This window comes from Brachyspira hyodysenteriae ATCC 27164 (assembly GCF_001676785.2).
Classification (GTDB): Bacteria; Spirochaetota; Brachyspiria; order Brachyspirales; family Brachyspiraceae; genus Brachyspira; species Brachyspira hyodysenteriae.
The window spans coordinates 229549-251162 of record NZ_CP015910.2; the positions used below are offsets into that span (position 1 = coordinate 229549).

A 21614-nucleotide genomic window follows, 5' to 3' on the forward strand; every position below is an offset into this window, starting at 1 on the left:
TTTTGTTATAATATTGAAATTTAAATATAAAAAATACAATGAAAGAAAATAAAAAAATATTCTTATTATCATATTTAGTATTTATATCAGCAATAATTTTATTTATTGTTATTTTCTCTATTCTTGGCAATATAGAGAGGGTAGGATATTTATCAAATTTCAATCATATATTGGAAAATAAATATTATTTTACATTGAAATTTGAAAGCAGTATTTTTAAGAATAATAAAATATATAGAGTATATCCAAACACAAATGAAATGCCTGATAATGTTACAAATATAAGATGGAGCGGAAGCTATTATGGAAATTTGGTTTTAGGCGATTCAAACATACAATTAAAAGAAAATGATAAAATAGAAAATATTAAATATACAGTTAAAATACAAAAAAATGTATTTTTATTTTTATTGTTTATTATAATAGTTTTTCCAGCAATTTATTTTTATGTAATACCTAATATATATTATCATCATAAAGCATATATTTTCTTTTTTGTGCTTAATTCTTTTTTATATTTGATAACTTCAAATTTAATAATGCCTTTATTTTCTATGATGAAGCTTGATTTTAATATATATGATTTTTTATATACTTATCTTTTTGTGATGACAGCTTATAATTTGTTTTCATGCTATCCTTTTAATTTAGGAAATATAAAAAATATTAGGATAATATTAACGTCTTTATTTTGTGTAGTTTCAATATTCTCATTTTTTGCTATAGAGTCAATAAGCTTAACTGTACTTAATATGGTAATATTATTTTCTGATATGCCTAATCTTTATTTATCGCTTATTACAGTTCTTCCAATACATTTAAAAATTATTACTATTACAGTGAGCATAATATATTTTTCTTCATTACTAACTTTTGTAATATTATTTATTTTTAATATATATAAAATGTTTATAGAGAGAAGCAGAATATCATCTTTAGTGATGATAGCTTTTATAATATTTACCGCATTTTATTTATTTTTAAAGCCTAAGAATATAGATATATGGAGCATAGACTTTGTAAGAAATGCTAAGAGAAATGGTATAATAAATACACTCAATTATAGAATAAATTATGATAGATTGAACGAAATAAAACCAAGCAAAGAACTAGTATCCGATTCTATAAAATTATTAAAAGAATATGAATCAAAAAGAGATATATCAAAACTTTATTTAAAATCTACGAAAAATATTTTTGATAATATAAAAAAATTGGAAGATGATATGCATTCTATATTGATTGAGGCTTCATCTAAAAACAGTAATTTTGTTTATAATAATGAAAATATAGATTATGAATATATAGAACAATTAAAAAATAATAATTATGATATATATACTAATTTAGAAGCTTCAATTACAAATGATTTGTCAAAAATAAATGAGTTAAAAAAAGGTTTAAAAAGAGATGTATATTTAATATTCTTAGAATCTTTTTATGATTATTCACATTTTAGAAAATTATTTAATAAAGATCCTTTCCCAAAAGAGTATAGGAAATGGGCTGACTCATCAAGAAAAATAGCTCCTAATGTTAATAACGGAAGTTTTTATGCAAGGCTTTCAGGACTTACAGGGTCATCTCCTCTTTATCCAAAAACTCAGTCAGAAAAGATAGAAAATACTTTGCCGGATGTTCTTTCAAAAAATGGATATAATACAATAGCATTGGAAGAAGCATTGAATACTTATAATTTAAAAACTTTCTATCCTTCAATAGGTTTTAAATCTCAGGTGTTCGGATTAGGAACTACAAATATCAATACATATTTAGGCACAAATATTGATAATTTGGAAAGTCCTGTATTTGCTGCAGGTTTTACTATTTTAGGGCATACTGATTCGCATTTATCTAATGATTTAAACTTCGCAGAAAACAATAAAAAGTTTTTGGATAATTTTGAAGGCAATGATAAACTTCATATAATAGAAACCATTGATAATTCTGCAATGACTGCTATAAATATTATAGAGATAAGAGATACCATTTTAAAACATTCTCCTAATGCAATTATAATATTTAAACATGATCATCTTTATCCTTATTTGAAGGCTATAATAGAACGTTCTACTATAGATGAAAAAATAAAAACTAATTTTTTAAATGATTATAAACCTTCGCCTATACTTATTTGGGATGGTACTAATGGAGCATACAAAGTAAATGAAAATTTCACTCCTGAAAATATACCTTTATTTATAGCTGTTAATTTGAATATTGATTATACAAATAGTGTTATATCTCTTTTATACAAAGAAGAAATTGATAATACTATCAGCACTTATAATAGATTTTATTATACTACTAATGATTCTATTATAGATAATAGCGAAGTTTCAAATATGACTATATTTAAATATGAAAATGCTCAAAGAATTTTATCACAGGATATTTTTCAGGGTAAAAAGCATTATTATAATTTGATAAAAGAATTAACTAATAATTAGGATTATTTAATTATAAAACTACTCTTATATTAACTTTATTCTCTTTTATTATTGCTAAGCAATAAACTCGCTAAAATATAGCTGACAACTTCCTTCGTCAGTTATCAGCTGCTCGTTTATTGCTATGAATTAAAATACTATTTATTATTTCAATTATTAATTATCAAATCCAACTCTGATATTAATCTTATTATCTTTTATTATTGCTAAGCAATAAACTCGCTAATGATTAGCTGACAACTAAAGTTATCAGCTGCTCGTTTATTGCTATGAATTAATACTATTTATTATTTCAATTATTAATTATCAAATCCAACTCTGATATTAATCTTATTATCTTCTTCTTGAATATTTCTTTTTAACTCTACTTCCTCCAATTTTTTATTGTTTCTATTTTTTAAAATTTCAAAAAATACTATAATAGCTCTTTCACTTGGGGCATTATATTTATAAATTATTTTTTTATTTTTTGATTCTTTGCCTTCTTTATCAGTTTTTATTTCTCTTATTATTTCTTTGCTGTAATAACCTAATGCTTTTTTAATCAATGCATTTTCTATTTTTATTTTTGCATCTAAAAAATATTCATCTCTTGCTTTTCTTATTTTTTTTACCAAACTTTTTTTATACTTACGGCTTGATTTATTTATGTATTCTTTTAAATCATCATAACTTATATTTAACTTTCTGCTTATTTCTTCAAATGTGGTATTCTCTTTTTTTATAATTTCGTATATTTGTTTTTCTATTTCTTTATTATATTTTTGATTCATAAAATAATATCCTTATAAAAATATGTTATAAAATAATTAAAAAATATAAGAGATTATAAGTATTATGATATTTTGATAATTTAAAAAAAATATTGCTATAAATAATAATTATTATATAATAATAAATATTAATACATTAAAGGGCTATATTATGATTAAAAAAATTGCATTATTACATTTATTTTTATTACTTTTAATATCCTGTAATGCTAATAGTGACGGCACTACATCAGCTTCATCTGCAGCAGCAGAGCCTCCAAGAGAAAGTAAAGGATTAACTAATTTTATAGGTATTTGGCAGGCTAAATTTCCGAATAATGATTGCAATATCACAATAGAAAGTACAGGAAATGTATTATATAATGATTTTCTAGCTTCATCTATAGAAGATTTAGGAAATGACAGATATAAAATGAGTGTATCATCAGATAAAACTTTTTCAGTTACATTGAAGTTTAAGTCCGATACAGAAGGAACAGTTGAAGATGATAATTTAGGAATAGGTACTTTGACAAAATCAAAATAATAAAATATTTATATATGTCTCTTATAAAAGCCCATATATTTTATATATAGGGCTTTTATATTAAATAATTTTTATTCTTCGATTTTATTATTATTTTCATCATTATTATCTTTGCTGTATTCATCATCTTCGTCATCTTCTATCATATTGCTTGATACATAATCTCTATTTAAAAAGAATAATGTTATAATTATTTGAAAGTATGTATTAAATATATAAAGAACTATCATAGCAATAAAATATGATAATAAACCTTCTCTATTTTCTAAAGATACAGGAAAAAGAGTCATAGCGAATACTTTCTGAAATAAAAATATAAATCCTAATATAAATAGTGTTTTAAAAAATTTAGGTTTTACTAAATAATAAGAATATTTTAAAGCATTTATTCCCCAAGTATGTCTTAAAGCACAAATATTTTTAATGAATACAAAAAACACAATGAAGGCAATACCCGGAACTATAAAGAATGTAAGTCCTAAAAATACTAGTATAAAATATATAAAAGTTGTAAATAGTGTAGGAAGTAAAAATTTAAAACTTCTTATAATAGCCCAAGTAGCACTTTTTATATTTCCATAAATCAATCTTTCTACCAATAATGATACAGATATGATAGAAATAGTATCTAAAAATAAAGAAAGAGATATATTTATATAAAATCCTACAGTAACATCATTCTTAAACCAATTTGCTAAATCTTCAATAGTTTTTAATTTTTCAGGATCAAATACGCTTATTGGAAAGTAAATTCCTGTTAATATTAAAGGCAGACAGCATATTAAAGAGAGTATAATAAAATTAATAAAGTTCGCTTTAAATAAAGAAAAAGAAATAGTAAATAAGTCTAAAGTTTCAAAATCCTTTTTCTTCAATTCTTTTCTTAATGAAAACATATATTTCCTTATAAAAATTAAAAATGTACTTTTTATTATCGTATAATTATATATAAATTAAAATTTTAGAATAATTTTAACCTATAGTAATTTAAATTACAAATATATTTTTGAAATAAAGTAAAGTAATATATAAAATCAAATGCCTTTATAGTTCTTTAACTCCTAGTCTTAATCAATTATTATATTTTATTATCTTAAAGGAGCCTCTGATATAAGGACTTTTATATAATCTAATTTATTTTTATCAGTATTTTTTTCATGTAAAATTTTTCTTATATATTCAGCAAGCGATTCATTGTTTTCAACTTTAGAACCTATTATAATTTCTTTTATATAATTAGTGTTTTGATCAAAAAGTTTTAAATAATCTATATAAAGTTTATTATTGATTTTATCTGCTTTTATTTCTTTAGATTTATAATCAGAAGTTACAAGCATTCTTAGTTCCTGTTCTTCAAAAAATGCTTCATGCTTTATTATGTATTTTATATTTTCAAATAAATAATTATATAGTTTATGATTAATCTTTTTTTCTTTAATTTTTCTAGTATATTCAAATATTTTTGAAAATGCATATTTAATCTTATCTTCAATCGTATTATCTTCTTTTAATTTTTTTCTATAATTCTTTATTCCATTTAAATCTATAATATTACTTGAATATTTTAAATCTTCCTTATTGAAAACAAGTTTATTTAATTTTTCATCATAATAAAGCACCCAATATAAATTTCTTTTATTTACATCTTTTTCTTTTTTTATATTTGACTTATATTCAATATTTATGTTACTTACATTTGAATCATAAGATGAAGTATATGAATCAGTAAAATATTCATCATTTTTAATACTTATATTATTTACATTAAAGTCATAATAAGAAAAAGGAGAAGTATATGAATTAGTAAAATATTGATTATTTAAAACTAAACATATACCAGTAGCTTCTTTATTTTCTTTTTTGCCATATAATCTAAACATTGTAAGAGAATCTCTATTTCTTGAATATGATGTTTGCAATGTTACAATTTTTTCATCGCTTCCTATTTTTATATCTATATCATTTTTATTGAAAATACTTTCTAAAATATTTCCTTCCTTAGGATCATTAGCAGTTGATATATTATTTATTCTTATATTCCCTACTTCATCTAAATTTTCATTTTTACACCCTAATAATATTAATAAAATATCTAATGATGTATAATGAGATATTTCTATATTTTTATCATCAGTATCGAAAGATAATATTTTAAGTAAAAAATATTCATATAAAATTAAATATTTAATATTTTTTATAAGTTCATTATCAAATTTTTTGCTCTCTTTAAAATGAAAAATTAAATTACTAATGGGTTCATTTTGCCATAATTCTTTATTTTCATCTATAATTAACAGCTTAAAAAATTTATCAATATCATTATATTTATTAAACTCTTGAAGAATTTTTATTATAGTTATATCAGAAGCATCATTATTATTTTTTGCAAATATTTTAAAGTCATTAATGGCTTGCTTATATTTTTTTAATTTTATTTTTAATATGCCTCTATAATAGTATGCTTTTTCATTTTTAGGATTTAATTTTATAGTCTTATTAAAATCTACTATAGCTTCTTCATATATTTCTAAAATTATTTTTAATACACCTCTAACAAGATATGCATTTTCATCATTTGGATTTAATTCTATTACTTTATTAAAATCTACTATAGCTTTTTTATATCTTGCTAATTTTACTTTTGCAATCCCTCTATTAGAATATGCTTCTTCATTATCTGGATTTAATTCTATAGATTTATTAAAATCTACTATAGCTTTTTCATATCTTGCTAATTTTACTTTTGCAATCCCTCTATTAGAATATGCTTTTTCATAATTTTTATTTAATTTTATGGCTTTATTAAAATCTACTATAGCTTCTTCATATCTTGCCAATTTTATTTTTGCAATCCCTCTATTAAAATATGCTTTTTCATTTTTAGGATTTAATTCTATAGACTTATTAAAATCTACTATAGCTTCTTCGTATCTTGCTAATTTTACTTTTGCAATCCCTCTATTAAAATATGCTTCTTCATTATCTGGATTTAATTCTATAGCTTTATTAAAATCTTCTATATCTTTTCCATATTTTTTTGATTCTATTTTTGCAATTCCTCTATTAAAATATGCTTTTTCATTTTTAGGATTTAATTTTATAGTCTTATTAAAATCTACTATAGCTTCTTCATATCTTGCTAATTTTACTTTTGCAATCCCTCTATTAAAATATGCTTCTTCATTATCTGAATTTAATTCTATGGACTTATTAAAATCTTCTATGGCTTCTTCATATAATTTTAGACTTGATTTTGAAACTCCTCTTGCAAAATATGATTCCCAATTCTTTAGATTTAGTTTTATAGCCTCATTGAAATCTTCTATAGCTTCTTCATATAACTTTAACCCAGTTTTGGTAAGTCCTCTAAAAAAATATGCATCTCTATCCTTTGGGTTTAATTCTATGATCTTATTAAAATCTTCTATGGCTTCTTCATATAATTTTGACTCTATTTTTTCAAGTCCTCTATTAAAATATAAATATTCATCATCATTATATTTTTCTATAGAATCATATGCCAATTGTTCTATTTTATCTTTTAATTCTTCTGTCATAAAATAATCCAAATGTTTTTTATAATTATAAACATCAAACTTATTTTATCAAACAATATAAATATTACTTTTAAAAATTTTTAGTATATACCTAAACAACTATATTTTGTCAAAAATAAAATAATATTTTCTTTTTAATATATGTGTCTGTGCGTGCCGACGAAGTACATCTACGGTGTCGGCAGTCGAGAAGCAAAAAGGCTATATTTTTTACTCAAACTAATAGTTTATATTGCATATAAAACAAAAAATAGTATTATTTAGTACTAATTATATGCTTGCACTTTCGCGAAGCGTATCCGAGTTTATCGAAGATATAAGGTTCTTTGACGAAGTCGCATAGCGTATGAGGCGGGAAAAAGAACAATATAAAAATTGACAAAGTTAAAAATTTTAAGTATATATAATAATATCTTTGTTTATTGCAAATAAAAAGACTAGGCTTTACTGAGAAAACCTAGCCTTAATTAACTAATTATATTTTCAAAAATTATTTAGCATTGATAGCATCTATTATTTCAGCACATTTCATGTACATTCTAGGGATATGGAAAGGTCCTTTATACATATTACCTTTTAAGTCGGTAGAGATTCTTCCATCTCTGTGAAGATATCCGAACCATTCGCCGTATTCTGTATCAATGAATTTTTTAGTATATTCTTTAACCATGTCATGCTTTTCTAGATATTTATCATCTTTAGTGAAATAGTAGCAATATAAAGCAGCAATAGCAGCTTCAGTTTGAGGCCACCAGAATTTCATGTCATGATGATATTCGCTTTTAGGCTTTCCAAGTACATCCATATATTGAATGATTCCGCCGTACTCTTTGTCCCAGCCCCATTCCCACATCCAGTCAAATATTTTAACTCCTAGGGCTTTTAATTTTTCATCATGTCCTCTTTCTATAGCTTCTCTTAATATAAACCAAGATGATTCTATAGCATGACCTGGATTTAATAATCTTCCTTCAAAGTGATCTTGTAAAGTACCGTCAGGATTGCATTGTTCAAGTACTGCTTTTTTATCTTCGTATAGGAAGAGCTGTATGTTCTTAAGAAGATTATCAATATATTTGTTGTAATAATCTTTATTTTCAGGATCAGCCTTTCTTAATTCCTGAACAGTAGCAAGCATTATCATAGGAGGACCGAAAGCTATAGTAGGTCTGTTGCCTGCATCAAATTTTGGTATTAAAAGATTTTCTTTTTGATAGCGGTCTATATTATCAAGTATTTCTCTAGCCTTTTTAACATAGCTTTTATCTCCGCTCGCTCTTGAATATGCAGCCATAGCAACTAAGCAGAATGTTTCTGAAAAGTAATATCTCAATCTTTTTATGATAGGCTTTCCGTCTTCAGTAACTCTGAAATACATTCTTCCGTCGCCTGCTTTATCAAAACAGTATTTTTCTAAGAAGTCTATTCCAGATTTTGCTGCATCAAGATATTCCTGTTTTTTCTCGAAATCAGTATAAAGAGTTGATAATACCCAAGCAAATCTTCCCTGAAACCATACAGATTTATCAGTTTCTATAAGTCCGCCTTTTCTGTCTAAGGCAGTGTAGTATCCGCCATGCTTTTTATCAAGTCCGTTTTTTAGCCAAAATGGAATGATATTGTCTTTTAACATGTGTAGATACTCGTTTTTTACTTCGTTTAAATTACTCATATGAAAATTCCTTAGATTTTATTTAACATAATATAATAATATTAACAGATTGATATCATAAAAGCAATATATAAAAACAATAATAAAAAATATTTTTATTTTATAAAATTTGACTATTTTTTAGATATTATATATAATATGTTAGAATAATCTAACAATAATAAAATAGGAGTAAAATATATATGACAACTTTAGAATTTATAAATATTTCTGATAGTATATATGATCTATGCACTAAATATCCAAAAATTAAAGAAGCATTATTTGATTTGGGGTTTGATAAGATAAAAAATCCAATAATGTTTAATACTGTATCAAAGATTATGACTTTGGAAAAAGCAGCAAAAATGAAAAATATTGATAATAATGAATTAAGAAAAAAATTAAATGAATATGGTTTTGAATTGAATAGTATATCTAATAAAGATGATAGAAATGATATATTGAAATCGCTTATAGTAAAACTTCATTATGGAGAGAATATAGAAAATATAAAGAGAGAGTTTGAAGATAAATTGATTAAAGTATCAGCAGAAGAAGTTCATAATGCTATGCATGAGCTTATAGATAATGGTATGAGTATAGATGAAGCTAAAAGATTTTTCTATATAAGAACGCTTGTTTTAAAAGATGCTATGGATAATAATACAGAAACTAATCATAAGGCCATAGATATTTTTAAAGAAGAAAACAGATTTATAGAAAAATTATTCAATGAAATTAAAAGTTATGATAATATTAATATATTAAAAAAGCTTTATGATAATCTTAATAGGCATTACATCAAAAAGGAAAGTTTATTTATTACAGCTTTAAAAAAATATGGCAATGATGAGCCTTCAAAGGTTATGAGCAGAGTTGATAAAGATATATTAAATGAGTTAAAAGATATTATTGATGATAGTGAAAATAATAAAATTAATTCAGAAAATATAAAGTTATTAAAAGAGCATATTTCAGATATGATATTTAAAGAAGAAAATATATTAATTCCGCTTTGTGTTTCTGTGCTTTCAAAAGAAGATTTTGATAATATAGAAATTAAATATAATTAAAATAAAGAATAATTAATTCTAATTTTATAGATATAAAAAAGAGTAGCTATTATTTTAGCTATTCTTTTTTTATGCATAATAAATATTTAATTGACTATTAATGTATATACTATATAATTTGAAAAGTTGGAGTTTATTATTTATGGAAGAAAAAAGTATTTTATCATTTATAAAGATGGTATCCAATATGCCTCTTGTAAAAATAGATAAGCATAAATATTTAGTTGCAGCATTTGCATCAGAATATCCTTCACTTCTTCAGACTATACTAGAGAAAGGAGCTTATGATGCAGGAGTACCATTAAATATAATAGATACTAAATCAAGAGAAGCTATTAATTATGAAATAGCCAAATCATCAGCTATATCATTTGTTTCAGGACTTCCCGGAGGAATCGTTGGTATAGGGGCAGTTCCGGCAGATACGGCACAGTTTTTTGCTCATGCTTTAAGAATAGTACAGAAACTATGCTATATATACGGACTTCCTAGTTTTACTTTAGGTGATTCTATGACAGATGATGAGGCTTGTCTTGCTGCCGTATATATTGGAGTAATGTTTGAAGATAAGGAAGCTATATTCGCTTTAAATAGTATATGGAAAGCTATAGCTGAAAAGAGTGCAAGAATAGGTTTTAGAGTAAGTTCTGTGATAGGATACGGTATAGTTTCAAGCATATTAAAATCTATAGGTATAAAAATAGGTTCTAAAAGTTTTATGAAATCTGTGTCAAAGGCTGTTCCTCTAATAGGCGGAGCTGTATCTGCAGGTTTTACATATACTAGTTTGAATAAAATGTCTAACAGACTTTATAATAAAATTAAGGAAAGCAAGTATTCAATAAGCTGATATTTTACGGATAATTATATGGCAAATGATAAAAATAACAAAGAAGATTATGTAGAAATAAATGAAGATGATGTTGAAATATTAGGCGAAGACGGAATATATAGAAAGTACGAAGTATATAAAAGATATCAAAATAAAAATAAGATGAAATTAAGATATTGGCTGCCTTTTATTACTGCAGTTATTTATACTTTATCACCTATAGACTTGATTCCGGATAGAATACCAATAGGAAAATTAGATGATATACTTCTTTTGGTTATATCATTTATGTATGGCATAAAAAAGGCTAATTTTTCTTATAATCCAATAATAAATGTAATCATTAGAAATATTATATTATCAATCACTATTACAGGATTTGTTATGATGATTATAATATATATACTTGCTGTATTATTATAATATTACATAAGGAGGAATCTTTTATGAATAGAATATCATCAAGCAATATAACAAAATTAGAGGATAATGAAGTATTTGTATTTGGAAGCAATACTCAAGGAGCACATGGGGGAGGGGCGGCAAGATTTGCTATGAACTTCGGTGCTGTATATGGTCAGGCATTCGGGCTTCAGGGTAAGACATTTGCTATACCTACTGTTGATTATACAAAAAGCGGAAAGATGGCAGTATCAGAAATAAAAAAATATGTTGATAAGTTTTTAGCTTTTACTTTAGAGCATAAGGAGTTAAAATTTTTAGTAACAGAAATAGGATGCGGTATAGCAGGTTTTAAAGTTGAGGAAATGGCAGAGCTTTTCAGAGAGGCTTTAAAAGATGAATATGATAATGTTTATTTGCCTCAAAGATTTTTGGATTATTTAAAAAAGTGAATTTTTATAGAAAAAAAAGCACATTTTTATAATTAATTTGTTTTATTTAATATATAGATAAACATAAGGAATAAAAATGAAAACAAAAATATTTTTATTATTTACTTTTTTGATATTAGCAGTTTCATGTTCTAAAAATAACCCTCTAGACTCTTCAGGAATTACAATTGCCAATTATGAAGGAACATACACAGGAAATGGAAAATATAAACCAGTTGGTTCGGAAGCTAAACCTGAAGAAAATTTGACATTAGTAGTAAGTAAAGATTCAACAGTAGTATTAAAAGTTGCATCTACTTCTAAAAGTTATACTTTCAGAAATTTTACTATGACAGATGATAAAAGTTATAACTCTATGAAAACTGAAGATGGTTTTACATTGATATTCTCTTTGATATTTGATGGTAATGGTAATGTTAATGTTTCTCTTACTATACAAGATAATAAGAGTGGAACATCTGAAATATATTCATCTGATAAATTGACAAAGACGGCTTCTTAATATACAAGAAAAATTTTTTTATTGTAATAACTTCTAAAAAGCCCCTGTTTAAATACAGGAGCTTTTTTTATATTATTATACAATTTTTTAAATATACAAAAAAAATAAAGCCTACAGAATATATTAAATAAATTCCATAGGCTTTAATTTATCAACAATTTTATTTCTTTAAATATTTTATTTCTTAATAATTTTATTTCCGCCTTCTTTGCTATTCATCAATGCTTCTTCTGCTTTAAGCATTCCTTGAGTTTTCTCAATTTTATTAAGATTAGCATTATCAGTTTTTGAAACTTCGCTTTGAGTAGCAGTATTTATTTCAGCTTCAATAGCAGCTCTCATATCACCAAACTCATTATTGATTCCTTCGCCGTTATTCTCATCGCCTGAAGGTCTTATAATCTGAGCCTTATCAATCAAAGAAGATTCAAATACTTTAGCAGCCTCATCTTCGCTTTGGGCTTCTCTCACCTGAGAAACTGCAGCAGCCTCAGAAGCCATTAAATCACCGCTGGAATGTACTATCATAACATCTTCAGGACGAACAGTTATAAGTCCGTTATCAGTTCTAACAGCAAGTGCCACTCCTGTATCATTTTCCATAACCATTTCAACAGGTCCTAAGAATCTGTTTCCAGCCTCGTCCATAACCTCAACACTCTTACCAAGCATAGAATAACCTGTTTGGCTTGAATAGAAAGTTTTCATAGAGTCAAGGTTTTTATTAACCTCTGTCATTTGTTCAACAGATGAGAATTGTGCTAATTGTGCAATCATATCTCTGTTGTCCATTGGAGAAAGAGGGTCCTGATGGCTCATTTGTACTGTAAGGAGTTTCAAGAAAGCATCTTTACCCAAAGAATTTTGTGTAGGGTCTCTCTGGAAGTTATGCTGTAAGTTGAAAGCACCTACTTCCTGTTTTAATATTTTTATCTCTCTATCTGACATTCTTAAAGCATCTGCTGATATCATTTATACACTCCTTCAAAGTTATTTCTTCATAATTTATATTTATGAACCTATTAAATAAGTAAATTCAATTTTCTTTCTGGTACTATATATGCTTTTATATCGGCTTTTACTTCTTCTACATTATTATTATTTTCAGAAGCGAATCTGTTTCCTATAGCTTCTAATTCTTCGCCGAAGCCTCCGTCATTAGGCATATCCTGTCTAAGCATTACATCGAAACCTTCTATATTAATGCCTATTTCGCTTAATGAAGTTATAACAGTATCTAAATTCTTAGTGAAAATATCTTTAACATCTGCATTATCTACAAATATTTTACCTATTAAATTGTCTCCGTCCATGCTGATTTTTAATCTTACTTTACCAAGATATTCAGGATTAAGACTCATTAATACTTCGCTTTTTCCATTATTAACAGCAACTTGAGCTTTCTCTACCAATTTACCCATTAAGTCTTGGAATTTTATCATATTATCAGTAAGGTTTGTGCTGTTATGAGTTTTGGATACATTATTGTTATAATGATTATATCCTTTCAAATTAGCACCTTCTGCAGAATCTTTCATATTTATAATAGTAAGTTCTGCACCTTTATCATCTGATATAGTATTATTTACAGTGCTGTTATTATTTTTCATTTCAGCAGCATCTTTTTTATCTGCATATTTATTTTCTATATTCATATCAATATTAGCATCTGCCATAGCATTATTATCAATCTGCATAGCAGTATCTTCAATACCAATATCATTAATATCTTTTGTTTCTATATTTTTGTCATTATCTTTGATAGAAGCAGCTTTTATTTCTTTAGCTTCTGAATTATCAATATCTTTTACTTCGATATTTTCTTCAGTATTTTCAGCTAAAACTTCTTTTTTATCTTCGCTGCCGTCATTTTCTATCATAGCTTTTAAAGCTTCTAAAGATTCTATTAAATCCTCTAATTCTTTCTTATCTTCTTCGCTTAATTCTTCAGCATTTAAAGATTCTATTTGTTTTTTAATTTTTTCTATTTCTTCAGTATTTTTGGTATTTTCTTTTTTGTCAGCCTTAGCTAAAATATTTTCTTTAGTATCAGCTGTATTAACTTCTTTTGCATCAGTTTTTTTATCATTAGAAGTATTTTGTAAAAGGAGTTTTGCTTTTTCTTTAGTTAATGCCAATTTTTCTTTAGCAGATACATTTTCTTCTTTATTGCCTTCAGCCAATTTCTCTGCTTTTTCTTCTATATTATTATCTTTATTAGATGAAGCATTTAATTCTTCTGATTTGTTCTCAGTTTGTTCTTCGGTACTGCTAATAGATTTTGCCTCTTCAGCATTATCTGAAGTTTCTTCTGTTTTTTTAGCAGTATTTTCACTGGATGAAGAAACATTTTCTTCTATAGTAGTATTTTCTTCAGCATCATATTGATTATAATCATTATAGTAATCATCATAATTATTATAATTATTTTCTGTATAGTTTTCTTCAGTATTCAAATGTCTTTCTATTTTATTAGAAACACTTGAAGGAGTAGAATAATCTGTCTGAGTTTTATTTAACATATTAGCAAAAGAATCATCATAGCTATAATTATTCAAATTATAAGGGCTATTATTAGATGAAACATTAGTATCAACAAAAGATAATAAGTTGCCTAATCCATTTACCATAATTTACTTCCTAATTATTAGTTTTATTACTATATTAATATTCGGAAGTATTCAAATTTCCTTTATAAAAAATAACATAATATTTGAAAAATTATTTTTATGTTTTATAATGATAATATGCTTAATATAAATAGTAAATATTTTAATCTCATAACTAATAAAAATAATGCCCAAATCAAAGACGGCGATGTGGTAAGATATTCTATAATGAGAAAATTGGATAATGATAAGGCATTAATAAATGTTATGGGCAACAAATTAATAGCATTATTTAAAAACGGCATGACAGATAAAGGCTTTGCTTTAGTCTGTAAAAAAAATGGAGAAGTAACTTTAACTATACTTAAAAATGCTGAAAGTTTGAAAGAAGCAAGAGAAAACATACAGAGTAAAAACAATACGAATGTTTTACTTAACATAACTGAGAATAATTCTGAAGTTTCATCGATGCTGTCTCAGAAAGGTATAAAGCCAAGTTATGAAAATATAAGATATTTTGAAACCATACTTAAATACCTTCCGGATTTGGACAGCGATAAAAAAAAGTTCATATTAAATGCAATGTCTAACGGTGTATATTTAACGGTAGAAGAAATAAACTCTTTAGGAAATATTTTTAAACAGTTTAATGATATAATCAACGCCATAAAAAACTCTAACAAAAATACTGAAATAACCGAAATATTACTAATGCTTGCTAATAGTGTTATTCAGGGAGATAATAATGATCCTAATAATTCTATGGCAGAAAATTTAAATAACTATATAAATGCAAATGCTAGTTTTAATATATGGTTTATGCTCTTTGATATGCTTCAGGGTGAATTGTCATCGAATAATTCTAATATGATGATGCTTATGCTGAAAGTTTTATCTGCAAATAGAAAGAACAGGAATTTTCAAGAAACAGTATTTATGATTCCTATACCATTTATTATAGACGGTGAAGTTAAAGATGTATTATTATATATTAATAAAGATGAAAATAATAAGAATAGATTAACATTTGCAATTTATGAAGATGATAAGGATTTATGTAAAATAGATATAACTAAAGATGAATATGATAATAAATATTTGATTACAGTGAAATTGTTTGATAAGAAGTTGTTTAATAAATTAAATAGCATTAGAGAAGATATAGATAAAGAGCTGAGTATTTTTGAAAATATAAAAATAAATTATGAAGGCTAAGTAATGAATAGAAATAATAAGGATATAAAAAATGCTGCTGCTCTACTCTATAATAGAGAGATACATAATGCACCTATAGTGGTATCTAAAGGGAATAATTACTTAGCAAAAAGAATGGTTGATATTGCAAGAAAGCATAAAGTTCCTGTAATTTCTGATGAGGATACGGCTAAACATTTGATGCAGTTAGAAATAGGAGAGGAGATACCTTATTCACTTTATGAAGCTGTGAGTATAATATTAAAATATATATATAAATTAAAGGCAGAATAAATAATGGCAAAATTAACTAAAATAAATATTCAAGATATAAAAACAAAAGCTGAAAAGAAAGATATATACTTGTATAATGATTTTCTTGCATCTACAGGATATATAGATTTAAAAGAAGACGACATGCAGAGGCTTCAGAAATGGGATATTAATGAAGTATTTATTGAAGATAATACTTCTTTAGATATGGAAGTATCTGCTGATTTTGATAAATTTTTAAGGGAATATAAAGTATTTAAAAAAATATACTTGAATGTAATTAAAAAAGTTAGAAATAATTTAGGCGGATACAAAAATAATAATTTAGTTAATTTAAATGAATTAAATGAAATTTTAGATGAAGTATTGGATATAGTTAATAGAAATTTAAGCAGTGTGCTTCAGCTTTTTAATTTAACAGGTTTGCCTAGAGCTGATGAATATTATGTAAGATCTTTAAATGTTTCTTTAATATCTATGATTATCGGACGCGCTATGAAATTCTCCGAAAACAGAGTAAAGAAATTAGGTATAGGTGCTATACTTTATGATATAGGACTTGTAAAAGTTCCGGATAAGATATTGGATAAAATAGGAAAATTTACTCCAGAAGAATATGCTGAGATAAAAAAACATACAGTTTACGGATATAAAATTCTTAAAACTAGCTTCAGATTTGAAGAAGATTTGGCTATGATATCTCTTATGCATCATGAGTATTATAATGGTAAGGGATATCCTAGAGGACTAGCCGGAAATCAGATAAATTTATATTCAAAAATCATTGCTATAGCACATGCTGTTGAAAAGATGCTTAAGCCTATAAGAATGGCATCTTCTAATTCTAAATTAAAAGATAATAAATCTACATTCAGCTTAATGCTTGAAAAGAGTAATGAAAATAAAAAGAAAGATGTATCATTATATGATGCAGTTAAAGAGATTATACATGGTGCTAATACTAAATATGATCCTAATATATCAAAAACTTTCGTAAGTATATTTACTGTATATCCTATAGGTTCTATAGTGTTATTGAATGATAAAAGAAAGGGATTTGTTTTTGCTACTAATCCTAATTTCCCAATTAGACCTATAATAAAGATAGTTTCAAATGAGAATGGAGAATTTATAGATGATGGAGAGACTATCAATTTATTAGAAACTAATCAGCTGTTTATAGCAGGCGTTGATAAAGATAATAATTTCTTAGAGGAGGTAAGAACTAAAATATTAGACGTTGAAGAAGAAAAGTAATATTAAAAAATGGCTAACAAAAAAATTATAGGCAATCTAGGAGAGGATATTGCCTTAGAATATCTCGAAAAACTTGGATATACTTTAATAGAAAGAAATTTCAAAGGTAAAAAAACAAGAGGCGAGATAGATTTAGTAATGACAAAAGGAGTTGTTATTGTGTTTATAGAAGTTAAATATCGAAGACAGGGAAGTTTTGGATATGCAGCTTGCTCAATATCAGATCGCAAAAAGAAGAAGCTATATGAGACAGCTGAGGAATACTTAATTGAAAAAGGATTAAGTTTTAATCAAAAATGTTCCTTTGGGGCAGTTCTAATAGACGATACCCATTATAATCGTGAAATATCATTCATTGAAGATATATTTATTTAGGGGTATCGACATGAAAACAGCAGTAAAAATTAACCCTGAAAAAATAGATCTTTATAAGAAAAAATTAAAAGATGAGAAGTATATAGATAAAGCTATAGAAAGATTGGCTGGACACTTAATAAGTGCAGTAATAGATTGAACAATTAATAAGCGGATTTTGGTGTAATTGTATGAATATAATTGAACGAGGAAAAACTACTCTTTTACTTGAAAGTGAAAATCTTAAAATGTTATCGGATAAATTAGATAGCAATTTTGAAAATGCAGTAAAAGAGTTATTTAATATTAGAGGAAGAGTAATAACTTCCGGAGTAGGAAAGAGCGGACATATAGCAAGAAAGGCTGCTGCTACTTTTGCTTCCACTGGTACTCCGAGTTTTTTTGTAGATCCTAATGAATGTATGCATGGCGATTTTGGTATGATTACTAAAGAAGATTATTGTCTGCTATATTCTAAAGGCGGTGAATCTCGTGAGATTATAGAGCTTGTAAATTGGTTATGCAGACAAAATATACCATACATTGCCATTACAAACGATATTAATTCTACGCTTTCTAAGAATGCTAAGATTACATTACTTACGCATGTTAAAGAAGAAGCTTGTCCTTTAAGATTAGCTCCTACTGTAAGCACTACAGCTTCTTTAGCTTTATCTGATGCTTTAGCTACTGCATTAATGGAATTAAGAGGATTCAGAGCAGAAGATTTTGCAGTATTTCATCCTGGCGGAAGTTTAGGAAGACAGCTTGCAAAAGTAAAATCTATTATGCATACTGAAAATTTGCCTATTATTTTTCCTGATACTTCATTGCAGGATGCTTTATTCAAAATCATAGAATGCAAGCTTGGAATAGCCATTGTTGTTGATGATAAGAACATTTTAAAAGGAATAATAGTAGACGGAGATTTAAAAAGGCTTCTTGTCAAAGACGATGATATAAAAAATATACTTTCTAAAGAAGTTAAATATATTATGAACACTTCTCCTAAAGTCATTTATGAAGATACTCTCATTGGAGAGGCTTTGCATATCATGGAAGGAAAGATCACTAATTTAGTAGTGGTAAACAATAATAATAATCCTATTGGTATAGTACATATACATGATATTTTGAAGATAAAGGCTTTTTAAATTAAAACTTACAAGAAATAAAATTTTAAATATATAATTATTCTTTATTATTATTAAAAATGATAAATGAAAGTTTATTTATCATTTTTAATAAATTTCAAATCTAATTAATACCACTATATACTATCATTAAAAATCTATTATAAAAATATTTGCTTGACTTTTTTTATATATATATTATTGTTAAACGCATATCTAAAAATATTTTTTATACAAATGAAAAAGATTGTTATTTTTATACTATTTAGTTTAATAAGTTTTACTTCCTGTCGTAATTATTCAAATACAAATAACTCAGAAAATATTGTAACTAATGAAATACAAATGAATAATAATTATTCTAATGAAACATTAAGAGTTGGAATATATATTTATGATTATCCTATGCTTCATTTAAGTAATGATAATGTAGGCGGATTTGATTATGATTTAATGAAAAAAATAGCTGATATGTCAGGTTTTAAAATACAATTTATTCCAATGCAGTTTGATGACCTTATTACAGCACTTCGAATAAAGGATATAGATATTATTATAGCTGCTATGAGCATAACAGAAGAAAGAAAAAAACTTGTAAATTTTTCTGACAGCTATCTAACAGCTGGTCAAAGTATTGTAGTAAATAAAGAAAATACAAATATAATAACAACTAATGATTTAATAGGGAAAACTGTAGGAGCTATAAAAAATACTGTTTCTGATCTTACAGCATCAAAAATAGAAGGTATTCATAAAGTAGAGAGATTTGATATTGCAGGCAGTGCTTTTCTTTCTTTAAAAACAGGTAAAATAGATGCTATGGTAGTTGATAAACTTACCTGTATTAACTATCTTCAATATGATAAAGATTTAAAAATAGTCGAAACTATAGAATTCCCAGAAATTGGCTATGGTATAGCTGTAAGAAAAGAGGATAATATTTTACTAAATAAAATTAATAGCGGACTTAAAGAAATAAAGGATAATGGCACTTATCAAAAATTAGTAGATAAGTATTTATGAAATTTTGATTACATTTGCCCACTCTTTAGGCTTTTAGTTAATTCTGATGTTTTTGTATTATTATTGTTATGCTCGTCCACCTGTAAAGGTGCCTACTTGGTATGCCTAAAGGCTTAACTTAATAAATTAAGTTACACGCCTGTGTCCCTGTGGGAAGGGATTCGGCTCGCTTTTTATATTTTAATTATAGTATTTAAAACTATTATTCTTAAAAATTTTAACAGTTATTTTAGCTGACCGCCCAGAATTTTTTTAATTTAAATCTTACTTACCGCACGCATAACAAAACTAAAAATATAGAATTATTTGCAATTACAATTTTTGTTATATTTATAGATTAGCTCACCGTGCGTCAAAGAGATTTTCAATTTAATTAACGTTTGGGCGGGTATGCTTTTTTAATTTAAATGCCAAAATAAATAAATCTGAAATTTCTAATTAAGCTTTAAATTTATAGGGTGGGGTATGTAAATAAAATTTTTATATTAAAAAACTTGTATTTAATAAATCCCTATTTTATAATATGTTGAGGAGATATAAATATGATATTAGAATTGCCTTTAACACTTAAGAAAAATATAGAAAATATTGCCAAAGAAAAAAATATATCAGAAAATAAATTAATAGAAAATGCTATTATAGAATATTTAGAAGATTATTATGATTATAAAATTATTTTAGAAGCAGAAGAAAGATTAAAAAATGGCGAAGAAGTATATTCTATTGATGAAGTAAAAAAAGATTTAAATATAAAATGAAAGTAAGCATTACAAGAACAGCCAAAAAATCATTGGAAAAATTAGATAGAAATATTCAAAAAAGAATATTAGATTTTTTATCTTATTTAGAAACTTTAGAAAACCCTAGAGTAAAAGGCAAATCTTTAAAAGGTGAATTAAAAGAGTATTGGCGTTATAGAGTTGGAGATTATAGAATTTTGAGTAAAATTATTGATAATGAATTGATTATTTTAGTTATAGATATAGGACATAGAAAAGACATTTATGATATTTAAAATTTGATTTAAATTTTTCAATCCAAGATTTTGTTAATTTATAGCCTATCCACCGCACGCATAATAAAACTAAAAATACAGAATTATTTGCAATTTAAATTTTTATTATATTTGTAGATTAGCTCACCGTGCGTTAAAGAGATTTCAAATTTAATTAACACTTGTACAAGAATACTATCTGTATCACCAAGCTGAACGGTAAGATTTTTTCTTCCATAATGGTAAATTTAAAAAATATCTTAGTTTATATCTGGCAATAAAAATTAAATATTAGTTATGCTATAAGTTTTAAATTGATAAACGATCAGCTGATAACTTTAGTTGTCAGATATTTACAAATAAAAAATCGAGTGTCTATCAGCTTTAGCTGATAGAGATTGTAAAACGAGATTTTTTATTAATAATAAAAAGTTTATCGCTAGCAATAATAAGAAATTATTATTTCTTTTTAATTGAAAAAAAAACAATTTTATTATAAAGTATTACGAAATTAGTTTGAAATATATTTTGAAAATAAAAAATGATAGGAGAATAA

General features: G+C 25.3%; 22 protein-coding genes. 16 read left to right on the forward strand and 6 right to left on the reverse strand.

Annotation, left to right across the window (positions count from 1 at the left end):
- Positions 1-38 precede the first annotated feature (38 nt).
- Positions 39-2450 (forward strand): alkaline phosphatase family protein, encoded by a 2412-nt coding sequence (locus tag BHYOB78_RS00995; RefSeq protein WP_020064564.1) that lies wholly within the window; start codon positions 39-41, stop codon positions 2448-2450.
- 299 nt (positions 2451-2749) lie between these two features.
- Here BHYOB78_RS00995 and BHYOB78_RS01000 read toward each other — a convergent pair whose 3' ends face one another.
- A complete protein-coding gene (locus BHYOB78_RS01000) occupies positions 2750-3223 on the reverse strand; it encodes a hypothetical protein (protein ID WP_012671489.1) in 474 nt (157 codons plus the stop codon).
- 151 nt (positions 3224-3374) lie between these two features.
- On the opposite strand from BHYOB78_RS01000, the gene BHYOB78_RS01005 reads away from it, so the two are divergent.
- Positions 3375-3749, forward strand: a complete 375-nt coding sequence (locus BHYOB78_RS01005; protein ID WP_012671490.1) for a hypothetical protein — start codon at positions 3375-3377, stop codon at positions 3747-3749.
- 71 nt (positions 3750-3820) lie between these two features.
- On the opposite strand, the gene BHYOB78_RS01010 is transcribed toward BHYOB78_RS01005, so the two are convergent.
- The 3 genes from BHYOB78_RS01010 to BHYOB78_RS01020 form a co-directional block, all read right to left on the reverse strand.
- The gene (locus BHYOB78_RS01010) at positions 3821-4645 is read right to left on the reverse strand and encodes a hypothetical protein (protein WP_020064563.1); all 825 of its coding nucleotides are present in this window, start codon (positions 4643-4645) and stop codon (positions 3821-3823) included.
- A 192-nt stretch (positions 4646-4837) separates the two neighbouring features.
- A complete protein-coding gene (locus BHYOB78_RS01015; protein WP_020064562.1) occupies positions 4838-7306 on the reverse strand; it encodes a tetratricopeptide repeat protein in 2469 nt (822 codons plus the stop codon).
- A 490-nt stretch (positions 7307-7796) separates the two neighbouring features.
- A complete protein-coding gene (locus tag BHYOB78_RS01020; protein WP_028331336.1) occupies positions 7797-8978 on the reverse strand; it encodes an AGE family epimerase/isomerase in 1182 nt (393 codons plus the stop codon).
- 182 nt (positions 8979-9160) lie between these two features.
- Between BHYOB78_RS01020 and BHYOB78_RS01025 the strand changes: the two genes are divergently transcribed.
- From BHYOB78_RS01025 to BHYOB78_RS01045, 5 genes are all read left to right on the forward strand, one after another.
- Positions 9161-10033: a DUF438 domain-containing protein gene (locus tag BHYOB78_RS01025; protein WP_020064560.1), complete on the forward strand. Its 873-nt coding sequence runs from the start codon at positions 9161-9163 to the stop codon at positions 10031-10033.
- Positions 10034-10175: 142 nt separating this feature from the next.
- Positions 10176-10883: an EcsC family protein gene (locus tag BHYOB78_RS01030; protein ID WP_020064559.1), complete on the forward strand. Its 708-nt coding sequence runs from the start codon at positions 10176-10178 to the stop codon at positions 10881-10883.
- An 18-nt stretch (positions 10884-10901) separates the two neighbouring features.
- On the forward strand, positions 10902-11288 hold the full coding sequence (locus BHYOB78_RS01035; protein ID WP_020064558.1) for a DUF1232 domain-containing protein: 387 nt from the start codon (positions 10902-10904) through the stop codon (positions 11286-11288).
- 23 nt (positions 11289-11311) lie between these two features.
- The gene (locus BHYOB78_RS01040; protein WP_012671497.1) at positions 11312-11719 is read left to right on the forward strand and encodes an A1S_2505 family phage non-structural protein; all 408 of its coding nucleotides are present in this window, start codon (positions 11312-11314) and stop codon (positions 11717-11719) included.
- A 76-nt stretch (positions 11720-11795) separates the two neighbouring features.
- Positions 11796-12221: a hypothetical protein gene (locus tag BHYOB78_RS01045; RefSeq protein WP_020064557.1), complete on the forward strand. Its 426-nt coding sequence runs from the start codon at positions 11796-11798 to the stop codon at positions 12219-12221.
- Between the two features lie 177 nt (positions 12222-12398).
- On the opposite strand, the gene BHYOB78_RS01050 is transcribed toward BHYOB78_RS01045, so the two are convergent.
- A complete protein-coding gene (locus BHYOB78_RS01050; RefSeq protein WP_012671499.1) occupies positions 12399-13193 on the reverse strand; it encodes a flagellar hook assembly protein FlgD in 795 nt (264 codons plus the stop codon).
- A 50-nt stretch (positions 13194-13243) separates the two neighbouring features.
- Positions 13244-14851 carry a flagellar hook-length control protein FliK gene (locus BHYOB78_RS01055; protein ID WP_020064556.1) on the reverse strand — a complete coding sequence of 536 codons (1608 nt, stop codon included), beginning with the start codon at positions 14849-14851 and terminating at the stop codon, positions 13244-13246.
- Between the two features lie 99 nt (positions 14852-14950).
- Between BHYOB78_RS01055 and BHYOB78_RS01060 the strand changes: the two genes are divergently transcribed.
- From BHYOB78_RS01060 to BHYOB78_RS01095, 9 genes are all read left to right on the forward strand, one after another.
- On the forward strand, positions 14951-16045 hold the full coding sequence (locus BHYOB78_RS01060; protein ID WP_020064555.1) for a hypothetical protein: 1095 nt from the start codon (positions 14951-14953) through the stop codon (positions 16043-16045).
- Positions 16046-16048: 3 nt separating this feature from the next.
- Positions 16049-16318 carry an EscU/YscU/HrcU family type III secretion system export apparatus switch protein gene (locus BHYOB78_RS01065; RefSeq protein ID WP_012671502.1) on the forward strand — a complete coding sequence of 90 codons (270 nt, stop codon included), beginning with the start codon at positions 16049-16051 and terminating at the stop codon, positions 16316-16318.
- Between the two features lie 3 nt (positions 16319-16321).
- Positions 16322-17554, forward strand: a complete 1233-nt coding sequence (locus BHYOB78_RS01070) for an HD-GYP domain-containing protein (RefSeq protein WP_012671503.1) — start codon at positions 16322-16324, stop codon at positions 17552-17554.
- A gap of 9 nt (positions 17555-17563) precedes the next feature.
- Complete coding sequence (locus tag BHYOB78_RS01075) at positions 17564-17929, forward strand: YraN family protein (protein ID WP_012671504.1); 366 nt, start codon at positions 17564-17566, stop codon at positions 17927-17929.
- Positions 17930-17939: 10 nt separating this feature from the next.
- A complete protein-coding gene (locus tag BHYOB78_RS13815; protein ID WP_012671505.1) occupies positions 17940-18068 on the forward strand; it encodes a hypothetical protein in 129 nt (42 codons plus the stop codon).
- Positions 18069-18099: 31 nt separating this feature from the next.
- On the forward strand, positions 18100-19062 hold the full coding sequence (locus BHYOB78_RS01080) for a KpsF/GutQ family sugar-phosphate isomerase (RefSeq protein ID WP_020064554.1): 963 nt from the start codon (positions 18100-18102) through the stop codon (positions 19060-19062).
- A gap of 216 nt (positions 19063-19278) precedes the next feature.
- A complete protein-coding gene (locus BHYOB78_RS01085) occupies positions 19279-20064 on the forward strand; it encodes a transporter substrate-binding domain-containing protein (protein WP_028331335.1) in 786 nt (261 codons plus the stop codon).
- A 542-nt stretch (positions 20065-20606) separates the two neighbouring features.
- Positions 20607-20822, forward strand: coding sequence for a DUF6290 family protein (locus tag BHYOB78_RS01090; protein ID WP_012671508.1), 216 nt, complete (start codon positions 20607-20609; stop codon positions 20820-20822).
- Entirely contained in the window at positions 20819-21079 is a 261-nt protein-coding gene (locus BHYOB78_RS01095; RefSeq protein WP_020064552.1) for a type II toxin-antitoxin system RelE family toxin, read from the forward strand. The genes BHYOB78_RS01090 and BHYOB78_RS01095 overlap by 4 nt, the downstream gene beginning before the upstream one ends.
- Positions 21080-21614: the final 535 nt, after the last annotated feature.